General features: G+C 37.6%; 11 protein-coding genes. 9 read left to right on the forward strand and 2 right to left on the reverse strand.

What is annotated here, in order from left to right; genetic code table 11:
- Positions 1–132 precede the first annotated feature (132 nt).
- On the forward strand, positions 133–2,547 hold the full coding sequence (leuS, locus tag H624_RS0105480) for a leucine--tRNA ligase (RefSeq protein ID WP_026866683.1): 2,415 nt from the start codon (positions 133–135) through the stop codon (positions 2,545–2,547).
- A 356-nt stretch (positions 2,548–2,903) separates the two neighbouring features.
- Here leuS and H624_RS0105485 read toward each other — a convergent pair whose 3' ends face one another.
- On the reverse strand, positions 2,904–4,160 hold the full coding sequence (locus H624_RS0105485; protein WP_026866684.1) for a BaiN/RdsA family NAD(P)/FAD-dependent oxidoreductase: 1,257 nt from the start codon (positions 4,158–4,160) through the stop codon (positions 2,904–2,906).
- Positions 4,161–4,242: 82 nt separating this feature from the next.
- Here H624_RS0105485 and H624_RS0105490 point away from each other — a divergent pair, with 82 nt between their 5' ends.
- The 7 genes from H624_RS0105490 (at position 4,243) to H624_RS0105520 (ending at position 11,892) form a co-directional block, all read left to right on the forward strand.
- Complete coding sequence (locus H624_RS0105490; protein WP_026866685.1) at positions 4,243–5,880, forward strand: putative polysaccharide biosynthesis protein; 1,638 nt, start codon at positions 4,243–4,245, stop codon at positions 5,878–5,880.
- Entirely contained in the window at positions 5,881–6,564 is a 684-nt protein-coding gene (locus H624_RS0105495; protein WP_026866686.1) for a pseudouridine synthase, read from the forward strand.
- 81 nt (positions 6,565–6,645) lie between these two features.
- Entirely contained in the window at positions 6,646–7,332 is a 687-nt protein-coding gene (locus H624_RS12215; RefSeq protein ID WP_051220492.1) for a hypothetical protein, read from the forward strand.
- A gap of 124 nt (positions 7,333–7,456) precedes the next feature.
- Positions 7,457–8,863 carry a dipeptidase PepV gene (pepV, locus tag H624_RS0105505; RefSeq protein WP_156889147.1) on the forward strand — a complete coding sequence of 469 codons (1,407 nt, stop codon included), beginning with the start codon at positions 7,457–7,459 and terminating at the stop codon, positions 8,861–8,863.
- Between the two features lie 308 nt (positions 8,864–9,171).
- Positions 9,172–9,963 carry a phosphotransferase family protein gene (locus tag H624_RS0105510; RefSeq protein ID WP_026866688.1) on the forward strand — a complete coding sequence of 264 codons (792 nt, stop codon included), beginning with the start codon at positions 9,172–9,174 and terminating at the stop codon, positions 9,961–9,963.
- Between the two features lie 18 nt (positions 9,964–9,981).
- Positions 9,982–10,614 (forward strand): tRNA (guanosine(46)-N7)-methyltransferase TrmB, encoded by a 633-nt coding sequence (trmB, locus tag H624_RS0105515; protein ID WP_026866689.1) that lies wholly within the window; start codon positions 9,982–9,984, stop codon positions 10,612–10,614.
- An 84-nt stretch (positions 10,615–10,698) separates the two neighbouring features.
- Entirely contained in the window at positions 10,699–11,892 is a 1,194-nt protein-coding gene (locus H624_RS0105520; protein ID WP_026866690.1) for a MalY/PatB family protein, read from the forward strand.
- Between the two features lie 14 nt (positions 11,893–11,906).
- On the opposite strand, the gene H624_RS0105525 is transcribed toward H624_RS0105520, so the two are convergent.
- The gene (locus H624_RS0105525; protein WP_026866691.1) at positions 11,907–12,203 is read right to left on the reverse strand and encodes a hypothetical protein; all 297 of its coding nucleotides are present in this window, start codon (positions 12,201–12,203) and stop codon (positions 11,907–11,909) included.
- 70 nt (positions 12,204–12,273) lie between these two features.
- On the opposite strand from H624_RS0105525, the gene H624_RS0105530 reads away from it, so the two are divergent.
- On the forward strand, positions 12,274–13,347 hold the full coding sequence (locus tag H624_RS0105530) for a M42 family metallopeptidase (RefSeq protein WP_026866692.1): 1,074 nt from the start codon (positions 12,274–12,276) through the stop codon (positions 13,345–13,347).
- Positions 13,348–13,350 lie beyond the last annotated feature (3 nt).

Raw genomic sequence — 13,350 nt, forward strand, 5'->3', positions numbered from 1 at the left:
TGAACTTGTCTGTGTTAAATGAATAGTAATCAAAGTTGCACATAATTGTGAATGCGGGTGGTACCGCGGTCTTATAGATCGTCCCATATCTTTTTTAGATATGGGATTTTTTAATTTCAGGAGGAGAAAGAAATGACGTTTAAGCATAGAGATATTGAACAAAAGTGGCAAAAGTTTTGGGAAGAGAACAAGACTTTTAAAACGAAAGAAAATAAAGGTAACAAGAAATTTTATGCTCTAGATATGTTCCCATATCCATCTGGAGCGGGGCTTCATGTTGGTCACCCTGAAGGGTATACAGCAACGGATATAGTTAGCCGTATGAAACGTATGCAAGGTTATGATGTTCTACATCCAATGGGTTGGGACGCATTTGGTTTGCCTGCAGAACAATATGCGATTGATACAGGTAATGATATTCATGCCTTTAATGAAAAAAATATCGATAATTTCCGTCGTCAAATTAAAGCACTTGGTTTTTCTTATGACTGGGACCGTGAAATCAATACGACAGACCCAAGCTACTATAAGTGGACACAGTGGATTTTTATCCAGTTATATAACAAAGGTCTCGCTTATGTTGATGAAGTGCCTGTTAACTGGTGTGAAGCATTGGGGACAGTACTTGCTAATGAAGAGGTTATTGATGGTAAGAGTGAACGTGGTGGTCATCCGGTCGTACGTAAGCCGATGAGACAGTGGGTGCTACGCATCACTGAATATGCAGAGCGTTTACTGGCAGATCTAGATGAACTTGATTGGCCTGAGTCATTAAAAGATATGCAGCGTAATTGGATCGGTAAATCTGAGGGTGCGAATATTACATTTGAAATCGATGGCACGGATACATCCTTTAGCGCTTTTACAACACGTCCGGACACAATTTACGGGGCAACATACGCCGTTTTATCTCCAGAACATAAATTAATCGATGAAATTACGACTGATGAACAAAGAGAGGCTATAGAAGCCTATCAAACTGCTGCAGCCCATAAGAGTGAGCTAGAACGTACTGATCTTGCCAAAGAAAAAACTGGTGTTTTCACTGGTGCTTATGCAGTGAATCCATTAAGTGGTGAGAAATTACCGATATGGATAGCAGATTATGTCTTGGCATCATATGGAACAGGTGCGATAATGGCTGTTCCTGCTCATGATGAACGTGACTATGAATTTGCGAAAACTTTTGGTCTGGATATTATTCCTGTTCTGGACGGTGGTAATGTTGAAGAAGAAGCATTCACTGGTGAAGGACCACATATTAATTCAGGTCCTTTAAATGGTCTTGGCTTAAATGATGGTATAAAGAAAGCCATTGAACTCCTTGAAGAAAATGGTAGTGGTGAGGCTAAGATAACTTATCGCTTAAGAGATTGGCTCTTTAGTCGTCAACGTTACTGGGGTGAGCCAATTCCAGTTATACACTGGGAAGATGGTACGATGTCAACTGTACCAGAGGATGAGCTACCACTAGAACTACCTGTTATGACTGAAATTAAGCCATCAGGGACAGGTGAGTCGCCACTTGCTAATAATACGGATTGGGTTAATGTAGTGAGAGAAGATGGCGTTAAAGGGCGTCGTGAAACGAATACCATGCCACAGTGGGCAGGTTCAAGTTGGTATTTCCTACGCTTTATTGATCCGCACAATGATGAAATGATTGCCGATCCAGAGAAATTAAAACACTGGCTACCAGTGGATCTATATATTGGTGGTACAGAACACGCTGTACTTCATTTACTATATGCGAGATTCTGGCATAAAGTACTTTACGATATTGGCGCAGTACCTACTAAAGAACCGTTCCAAAAACTGTATAACCAGGGTATGATCCTTGGTGAAGGCAATGAGAAAATGAGTAAATCTAAGGGTAACGTCGTTAACCCGGATGATATTATATACTCACACGGTGCAGATACACTAAGACTTTACGAGATGTTCATGGGGCCTTTAGACGCGTCCATTGCATGGAGTGAAAATGGATTAGATGGTGCGAGAAGATTCCTAGACCGTGTTTGGCGTTTGATTATTGATGAATCATCAGGAGAAGTCTCTTCAAAAGTAGTTACTAAAGATACGCCAGAGCTCGATAAAGTATACAATGAAACTGTGAAGAAAGTATCGAGTGACTTTGACAACTTGTTATTTAACACAGGTATTTCACAATTGATGGTATTTGTAAATGAAGGTTATAAGGCTGAGGGAATAAATAAATCTTATATAGAAGGTTTTGTTAAACTACTTTCTCCAGTTGCACCGCACTTAGCCGAAGAGTTATGGCAGCGCCTTGGTAATGAAGATACTGTTGCTTACAGCGAATGGCCAACGTTTGACGAAACTAAACTCGTTGAAGATACAGTGGAAGTTGTTGTTCAAATCAACGGTAAAGTTAAAACGAAGTTAAATGTTGCGGTTGATATTTCTAAAGATGAATTAGAAAGTATCGCATTAGATGACGAGACAGTTAAATCACAAGTTGAAGGAAAAACGATTAGAAAAGTGATTGTCGTCCCTGGTAAACTTGTTAACATTGTTGCGAATTAAGAAATAGATAATATATAAGACATTGAAAACTTTAATTAAAGTTTTCAATGTCTTTTTTGTATAGGAGTTAGAACTTTCGTCTTAGATTCGGATTTTTTGGGGTATTTGGATAGGGACGAGGAGTTCACATCACTATTCTAATCGGATTGGATAGGGATGAGGAAATCACATCACTATTCTAAGTATGTTGGATAGGGATGAAGAAATCACATCACTATTCTGAGTATGTTGGATAGGGACGAGGAACTCACATCACCATTCTAGAAATTTTGGCAGGGGATGTGATAGGCTCGTTACATTTCTAACAATGTAGGCTAACACCAATTCACCGTTGACCTTCTATACAAATCTACCCATTATTCCCTGTGTGAACAGTGGTAGCCAGCAGTATAACCGGTGACAAGTGCACTCGTAATATTATAGCCACCAGTATAACCATGGATATCTAAAACTTCGCCGGCAAAGTGAAGACCTTCAACAAGCTTGGATGACATGGTAGAAGGTTGAAGTTCTTTTAGGTTTAACCCACCACCTGTTACAAAGGCTTTTTCAATAGACTGTGTACCATTTACGGTAAATCTAAAACGTTTAAAGAATTCCACAATTTTTTGTCGTTCTTGATTAGAAACATGGTGCCCGCTATTATCCATTTCAATATCCAAGTATTCCAGCATAAAGGTGATTAATCGTTCCTGATGCATATTCTTTAAGATGTTCTTTAGGCTTTTATCGATATTATCTTTAATGAGTTTGTTTATATCCTCAGTTAACTTACCTTCAGAGATATCTGGAAAGAAATCGATTTGCATTGTAATATCCTGACGTTTTTGAGCTTGTTGTTCACGGTAGACAAACTGACTGCAACGAAGGGCCGCTGGACCACTGACTCCAAAATGAGTGAAAATCATATCCATTTGATGGGTAATTCTTGGCTTTCCGTTTTTCTTTAATACAGAAAGGGCAACATCATCTAAGGAGATTCCTTTAAGTGTGCCATCTTTAAAGAATTTTTCATTTGAAGTAATTGGAACTTCAGTTGGAAATAACTCAGTTATAGTATGCCCAAGTGTTTTTGCAAATTTATGGCCATCACCTGTAGATCCAGTTTGAGGTACACTTTTCCCTCCAGTTGTGACTATGACATTTTTTGAGTGAATGGTTTGATTATCCGACGTTTTCACTCCAGTGATTTTACCATCTTCAGATAAAACCGCCTGGACTTCAGTTGAATACTGCACAGTCACCTTATTTTCTTCTAGCTTCTCTAAGAAGACGTTCAATACATCCCGTGCCTTATTTGACACTGGGAACATACGGCCATGGTCTTCTTCCTTTAATTTCACGCCGTTAGATTCTACGAAGCTAATGATAGATTCGTTGTCAAAAACTGAAAAAGGGCCATAGAGAAATTTCCCATTACCTGGAATGTGTTTAATAATTTCCTCATATGGTAGACGGTTTGTTACATTACAACGTCCACCACCTGAAATTAATAATTTTTTCCCAAGTTTTTTGTTCTTTTCAATCAGTAGGACTTGATTATTATTCAAACTTGCAGCATAAGCAGCCATAATACCGCTCACGCCACCACCAATGACTATCGTATCGTACATTTTCTTGCTCCTTTTAGTTTTAAAGTTTAATCTTATACATTATAATAATTTGTATGTTTAATATAGATAAGAAGGGTTAATTATGTCGGATCAGAAGAAGATGTTCCGCGGCACGTTCTTACTCACGGCCGCAACATTCACAACACAAATATTAGGTATGCTCTATCTCATCCCATTTTACAGCATTATGGGCGGAGAGGAAAATTTAGCTTTATATGGCTATGCATACACGCCCTATACAATTATGTTATCAGTCGCAGCAGCAGGTGTACCGGGTGCTGTGTCTAAATTCGTTGCCAAATATAATGCACTTGGTGCCTATGAAACGAGTAGGAAATTATATAAATCAAGTTTAATTGTGATGATGGCCTCAGGGTGTATTGCCTTTTTAGCACTGTTTTTCCTAGCGCCATATATCGCTGAAGCACAGAGTGCTGCGGGTGGTAGTGGAGACCATAGATGGAGTGCTGAAGACATTACAAGTGTCATCAGAGTGGTCAGTTTCGCAGTCATTGTCGTCCCATTTATGGCAACATGGCGTGGAATATTCCAAGGGCATGAATCATTTGGTCCAACAAGTGCATCATCAGTTGTTGAACAAATCTTAAGAATTGCTGTCCTACTAACAGGTGCTTTTGTAGTTATAAACGTCTTAGATGGATCTATAAAAACCGCTAACCAAATTGCTGTTTTCGCAGCTTTTGTAGGTGCAATTGGTGCAACGCTCACACTTGCTGTTTTTTGGAGAAAGCGTAAGCCAATAATGCAACAACAAATCGGCACTGATACGAGTGGTATCAGCCTATCCTATGGGGATATGTATAAGGAAATTATTCGTTACGGCTTACCGTTTATTATTGTGAGTGTCAGTATCCCAGTTTTATTATTTATCGATCAGATGACACATAATAATGCGTTGTCCCTAGCAGGTGTACCTGGAGCCTTGCAGGACTCATGGTTTGGTATGTTGAACTTAACAACACATAAACTCGTTATGATTCCAACTTCCTTTGCATCAGCCTTTGCAATTACTATTTTACCTTTTATAACGAAAAATTATCAGCAGAAGTTATTTGATAATGTACATGGCCAAGTGAAATCGATGATTTTAATGTTGCTATTTTTCGTCATTCCAGCAGGACTTGGTATGATGATACTTGCTGCGCCAATTTATACAGCTTTTTATAGTTACAACGAGGTTGGTATTATGATACTGACAGTCTATGCACCAGTCAGTATCATTATTTCACTGTTTTCTGTTACATGTTCAATTGTTCAAGGTATCGATAAACAAAGCCATACCTTTTATGTTGTCATCATAATGTTAATCGTAAAAGCTGTAATTAATATTCCTTTGGTGATGTATTTCTACACAGTGGGTGCAGTCATGGGTACAGCCATTGCGCTTGGTGTCGGTGTAATTATGAACTTAATCATTATTAAAAAATATGGCAAGATTCGTTTCAGTGCCTTCGTAATGCCAATCTTTAAAATTATAGTGCTAGCATTAGCAATGACATTAGTTGTTGAAGTTGTGTACTACTTATTACTGATGAATATGAACCAACCACTGACGACAGTTACAGCAGTGATTGCTCTAGTGATCACAGTACCTATAGGAGTATTAGTTTATATGCTTATTGCCTTTAAAACAGGTATTGCAGATGAAGTGCTTGGTGAACGCGCTATGAAAATTCGTCGGAAAGTGAAGTTTTTATAAATGAGACTGGATAAATATCTTGCGAACGCAAACATTGGTAGCCGTAAAGAGGTTGGGAAGTGGATTCGTAAGGGCATGGTAAAAGTGAATGGCCAGATTGAAAAGCAAGTGAAAGTTGAAGTCACTTATGAAGATGAAATCACTTTCCAAGATGAACGCGTGAATTTAGAAGAATATATCTATCTTATGATGAATAAGCCAACTGGTGTTATCTCGTCTACTGAAGAGGGACCAACAAAAACAGTCATCGATTTAATTGACCATCCTCAAGGAAATGAGCTATTTCCAGTTGGTCGTTTAGACAAGGACACAACAGGGCTCCTATTAATATCCAATGACGGAAAACTTGCCCACCGCCTTTTATCGCCTAAAAATGAACACTTTAAAACTTATCATGTCACTTTAAAAAATCGGGTTGATAACAAGGATGTTGAACACTTGGAAAACGGCATACAATTGAAAGATTTTAAGACGAAGCCAGCACGTGTAGAGCAAATCGATGCGCACCACCTTCACCTATCAATTAGTGAAGGAAAGTTTCACCAAGTTAAAAGAATGTTTCAAGCCTTGGATAATGAAGTCATCGCCTTGAAACGTGTTAAATTTGTGTCACTTGACTTAGATGAATCATTAATAGAAGGGCAATGGAGACACTTAACAACGGATGAAATAAAAAAATTGTAAATTTAAGTTTACCTTTGTTAATGCAGGGTATATTTCATATTAAGCAAAAGAATTATAATCAAGAATATGAGGTGTATCAAAATGGGAAAATTATTTAATTTGGTATTTAGAGTTGGGGCAGTACTTGGTATTGCATATGCTGCAAAAAAATTAGCTGATAATAAAGATGCTGTAAAAGCTGAATATAACAAAGCTAAGGAAGATCCTAAATCTTATGCTCAAAACGTCCAAGAAAAAGCAACGGTTAAAGCACAAGAAGTACAGGAAAGAGCAAAGGAAGAATACGGTAAAGTAAAAGAAGACCCTAAAGCTTATGCTCAAAATGTACAGGAAAAAGCAACTGCTAAAGCTCAAGATGTACAGAATAAAGCAAGCGAACAAGTAGAAGTTGCTAAAAATAAAGCACAAGATGTACAAAACAAGGCTAAAGATGAATATCAAAAAGCCAAAGAAGACCCAGAAGCTTATAAGGAAAACTTAAAAGCAAAGGGGAAAGAACAAGTAGACCAAGCAAAAAAAGAAGTGAAGAAAGCTAAGGATAATTCTAATGAAGCAGTAGATGCTAAGCCAGATTCTGAAAACACAGATGATTTAGCTGAAAGAGAATCTACACTTGCAGATGAAGGCGGGTTATCAAGCGATGAAGTAGAAAAAGAAGTAGTACAAGCTGAAAAAGAAAGCAATGTTGATGTAGTTGTAGATGAAGGTGACTATAACGAAAACCATAACGTTCATGTCGTTACTGACAAAAAGAAAAATGAAAAATAAGAATTAGAACTTTATATTTGAAATGAAAGGGAAATCTCAGGTAGCCGAGATTTCCCTTCTTTCTTTTAATGATACACTGACTCAGTATATAATATAAGTAATGATACTTTGGGGGTTACATATTATGGATGCTAAAATGTTAGCGAATAAGTATAAAGATGAATTAATTGAAGATTTGATGGGTCTGTTGGAAATTGACAGTGTAAAAGGGGAAAGTGAAGTAGATGCTCCAGTTGGCAATGGGCCAAAAAAAGCTTTGGAGTATATGCTTGAACTTGGTAAGAGAGACGGTCAAGAAACAAAAATGGTTGGTAATTTAGCGGGGCATATCGAATTCGGTCAAGGTGATGACCTATTCGGTATTTTAGGACATGTAGACGTTGTACCACCTGGCTCTGGTTGGACAACGCCACCATTTGAGCCAGTGATCAGGGACAATCAAATATACGCACGTGGCGTTCAAGATGATAAGGGGCCGACAATGGCAGCCTATTATGCCTTAAAAATTCTACAGGCAGAGGGTTATGAATTCAACCAACGTGTTCGGGTCATCATCGGTACTGATGAGGAATCGGATTGGGAATGCACAACGAGATATTTTGATACTGAAGAAATGCCGAGTGCTGGTTTTTCTCCTGATGCAGAGTTTCCAGTTATTCACGGTGAAAAAGGTATCACTTCATTCAATATAGTACAAACTGAACTTGAAGATGAGTTCGTCGATGGTGATATTGAGCTTAAAGCATTTATATCTGGAGAACGCTATAATATGGTCCCAGAATCTGCTATGGCTAAATTAAAAGTGCTTGTTAACATGAGTGCGGTAATTCAATCATTTGAAGGTTATTTAAGGAAAACTCAGTTGTCCGGAGATTACGAAATCGATAGTGGCTTTTTAAAACTGGAATTACAGGGACAAAGTGCGCATGGTTCGACTCCAGAAGAAGGGATTAATGCTGGAATAGAGCTATTACGATTCTTATATACTCTAGAACTCGATTCCAACGGGCGTCAATTTGTAAGCTTTGCAAATGACTATATTTTTGATAATTTTAAAGGGCAAGCTTTTAACATGGCACATCAGCACGAAGAATTAGGTGAGGTTAGTGTCAATACTGGAATGATTAACTATACGGAAGTTGACGGTGGCGATTTTGGTATCAACTTAAGATATCCACAAGGTTTAGATTTTGAAAAAAGAATCAAAGCTTTTAGGGACTTAATTAGTGAAAAAGGATTTAATATAGAAGATATTCATGACCAAGTACCACACTATGTTGATAAGAATGATGACTTAGTTGTGACGCTTTTAGAGAGTTATCGTAGCCATGTGAATGATACGAGAGAAGCATTTACCATTGGTGGGGGTACATACGCACGTACCTTAGAACGCGGTGTAGCCTTTGGTGCAATGTTTAAAAACACAGTAGATACGATGCATCAAAAGGATGAGCATATGGATATAGACGAGTTGATTTTAGCTACTGCGATCTATATAGAAGCGATGTATCGTTTGACAGTAAAACATTAATCAATTCAATAAAGTATTTAATTTACTTATGAAAACTGGTATACTTGCATATGCTATTTATTAATTTAAGAGAATTAAATGTTCGGTGAAAAGTTAACGTTTAACAACATTTAGTTTTTCTATTTAATAAAATCTTAGGTAAAATCACATTTATTCAGTACTAACATTGAGTTGGCAAAAGTATTCATTCTTTTGCTCTTGAAATAAAGCTATAAACGATATAAGATTTTAAACACGAACTAAATTTGCGCTATCCAAGTACTTGCTAGCGCATTTTTTTATTTGAACGAGGAAACGAGGTGTGAGAATTGGATCATTTCTATCAGCTCGGCTGGCAGTTAGATCCTTTAGGGGGCCCATCTGGGGAAGCTTACAAAGCAGAACAAGATGGTAGAAAGCTCTTCCTAAAGCGCAATGCCAGTCCTTTCCTTGCTGCCTTATCCGCCGAAGGTATCGTCCCTAAACTCGTTTGGACGAAACGAATCGAGACAGGAGAAGTCGTGACAGCGCAGCATTGGAAAAACGGCCGGGAGTTGACAAAAAGAGACATGGGTGGTGCAAGAGTCGCTGCTTTAATGAATAAAATTCATACGTCTCGTCAGTTGCTCACCATGTTAAAACGATTGGGCATGAAACCAATGCTTCCGGAAATATTACTAAACAAAATACAGTCATCATTGTCACCGAAAGTGAATGCTCACCATGTTGTTAGAGACGCGATCCAATATCTTGAGAACAGAGTGCCTACAATCGATGTTAAAGATTGTCGAGTATGTCACGGTGATGTTAATCATCACAATTGGTTATTGTCCGATACCGATGAGTTATTCTTAGTGGACTGGGAAGGTGCAATGATTGCTGACCCTGCCATTGATTTAGGGATGATTTTATACCCTTACGTTGATCATTCAGAATGGCAAACTTGGCTTGATAATTACGGCGTTGAGTTAACGAACGACTTAAGAGCACGTATGAAGTGGTACACGTTTGTTCAAGCGATTACGATGATTCAATGGTATGAAGACCGTAAACGATTTACAGAAATGAACGATTGGATTTTATTCCTATCAAAAGTGATGGAGAAAGACAGTCTTATTTAAAGTGAAAGAGTGAATACTTTGAGAATGCGCAATAAACCATGGGCGTTTGACTACTTAGAGTCAAACGCTCATCTTGTGGATATTAATAATGAATATGCTAAAAAGATTAAGGACTTCTTTCCTGTCGACCGTGAACTTCATATTGAAGTGGGGACAGGTATGGGGACTTTTATTACTACGCTCGCGAGCCGTAACCCTGATATAAACTATGTAGGTATTGAGCTCGATAAGAATGTTATGATTCGTGTCGTTGAAAAAGTAAAAGAACACGACTTAGATAATTTAAGGCTTGTCCTTTTAGATGCCAATACGATTACAGATTACTTCAACAGCGATGAAGTGGACAAAATCTACTTAAACTTCTCAGATCCTTGGCCTAAAAATCGACATGCTAAGAGAAGGTTAACGCATAGTGGGTTTTTATCGTCTTATAAAGAAATCTTAAAGGACGACTCTATAATCGAGTTTAAAACTGATAATAGAGGGCTATTTGAATATAGTTTACAGTCGATGAATGCGTTTGGCATGAGATTTCAAGCACTTAATCTGGATGTACATGATAATGAACCAGAAGATAATATCAGAACTGAGTACGAGGAGAAATTCTCGAGCCGTGGTCATAAAATATACTGGATTCAAGCATCTTTCTAAGGAAAGGTGCTTTTTTATATTCGTGTATTATCCTATAAAGAATGTTAAAATAATAGGATAAGAAGAATAGAGTGGAGGAATATGATGACACAGTTCAATTTTGATAAACACACCACGCGTGAAGGTACATATAGTGTGCAATACGACGGCACAGAAGCTTTATTTGGACAGACAGGCCTAGCACCATTTTGGATTGCCGATATGGATATCCAAACACCAGAAGTAATTCGCGACGCGATTAAAGCGCGTCTAGATAATGGGATATTTGGCTACACAATGTGGCAGAATGAGCGTTTTTATGGGCCGATTAAACATTGGTGGAAGACTCGTTTTAATGTCGAGCTTGATAATGATAATATCCACTATGCAGCTTCAGTTTTATACACTGTAGGTGAAGTAATCAGACAAGTGACGGAGGAAGGTGATGGCGTCATTCTAACGACACCTTCATACAATTCATTCCCTAATTTAATTAAAGGAAATGATAGAAAGATTGTGGAATCCCCTTTAATTTACGATGCTGAAGTTAAAGAATACTTCTTAGACGTAGAAGGCTTCACTAAACTTTGTGAAGACGATTCAGTCACGCTTTATATTCACTGTAATCCTCATAATCCAACAGGCAAAGTTTGGTCTAAAACAGAATTAGAAACCATTAAAGGTATTTGCCAGGACAATAATGTGTATTTGATTAGCGATGAAATCCATATGGACTTTGTAAGACCTAAGGAAGATTTTGTATCAATGGTTTCCTTAATCAATGAAAATGATCCTGTATTAATTACAACTGGCCTTGGTAAATCGTTTAACCTGGCAAGCTTACCTCATTCGTATTTCCTAACTAAAGATAGAAACATTACACAGGATATTAATAAAGCTATGGGGGGACGCTATAACGTAAATACAGCTTCCAGTCTCGCCTTAGCAGCAATCGAAGCCGCTTATAATGAATGCGGTGAATGGATGGACGAATTGAACGTTTATATTGAGGGCAATTTTAAATATATTAGCGACTATATCGATGAACATCTCGCTGATGATTTATCATTTGATATTCCAAAAGCGACATACTTAGGGTGGATTAGTTTTGAAAAATCAGGATTGGATGCTGACCTTGTTCACAAAGCACTTGTTGAAATTGGGGGTATTGCTGTCTCACCAGGTAAGTTGTATTTAGATCATGAAAATAAGCACTTCAGATTTAATGCAGCATCACCTAGATACAGAATTGAAGATGGTTTAGAGAGAATTAGAAAAACTTTCGAACAGATAAAATAAAAAAATCATGGAGATTACTGAATAGTAATCTCCATGATTTCAGCTGTATAAGGGTCAGCTAGGAAGTTATACTTCACAGCATTGTCATCGTTACCGACATGTAAAACCCCACTGATTGTATTTGTGTTGAGTCCGAAACGGTTTCTTCCGTCTGCTTGATAGTCTAATGAGATAAATGAAATATCCTCAAATTGTAGATGAAGATTATCAACAATTTTCTTAGTGTCGACTCTACGATGTAGACTCAACCACACAATTAATGGCACTACAGTCACAGCTAATAATGTAAATATAATTAAATTACGCTTCATATGTACATCCTCCTTAAAGCTCAGTTTACCATAGAATATAAGGGAAATAACAAGAAAAAGGGGTAATTTTATGGAACTATCACAAAAGACTTTAGAAAGAATGAAAACTTTAACGGAACTTCACGGTGCACCAGGGTTTGAAGATCAAGTTAGAGATTATATGAGAAGAGAGTTAAAAGACAATGCAGATGAACTAATCCAAGATGGTCTTGGAGGTATCTTTGCAGTTAAAAGAAGTAAGAAAGAGAATGCACCAAAAGTCATGGTAGCTGCACACATGGACGAGGTTGGCTTCATGGTCACTGAGTTAACAGATAATGGATTCATCAAATTTACACCACTAGGTGGATGGTCAACAGATGTTTTGTTAAGTCAACGTTTTAGTGTTCGAACTTCAGACAATGAGGAAATTACTGGTGTAATTGGTAGTGTCCCAGTTCATTTTAGAAGAGGAAACAATAAGGAAACTAAAATTGAGGACATGCTGCTTGATGTCGGTGCAGATTCTAAAGAAGAACTTCTAGAGATGGGAATTAATTTAGGCGACTCAATCGTACCTAAAGTTGATTTCCAAGTACTTAAAAATGAGAAGAAAATACTCGCTAAGGCCTGGGACAATCGTTATGGCTGCTTAATTGCCATTGAAGTCTTAGAGGCACTTAAAGATGTAGAATTAGACTGTGACTTATACATTGGAGCAAATGTTCAAGAAGAAGTCGGTCTTCGTGGTGCGAAAGCAAGTGCGAATTTAGTACAGCCAGATATTGCTTATGTTGTTGATTGTTCACCAGCAAACGACATGTTAGGTAAGAAAGATGACATGGGTAAAATTGGACAAGGCACATTATTGAGACTGATGGACAGAACAATGATTTTAGCGCCTAAGATGAGACAGTTCTTAATAGACACAGCTGAAGAAAATGATATTAAGTACCAATACTATACTTCACCAGGTGGAACAGATGCAGGGAGTATCCATGTATCTAATGATGGTGTCGTGAGTGCTGTAGTCGGAATTTGTTCCCGCTATATTCATACTGCAAACTTGATAATTAATTACGAAGATTATCTTCATGCAAATAAATTGTTAACTGAACTAATTAAAAAATCAAATAGAGAAACAATTGAAGAACTAAGAGGATAAACG

Origin of the sequence: Jeotgalicoccus marinus DSM 19772 (genome assembly GCF_000425825.1) — a bacterium.
GTDB classification, from domain to species: Bacteria; Bacillota; Bacilli; order Staphylococcales; family Salinicoccaceae; genus Jeotgalicoccus; species Jeotgalicoccus marinus.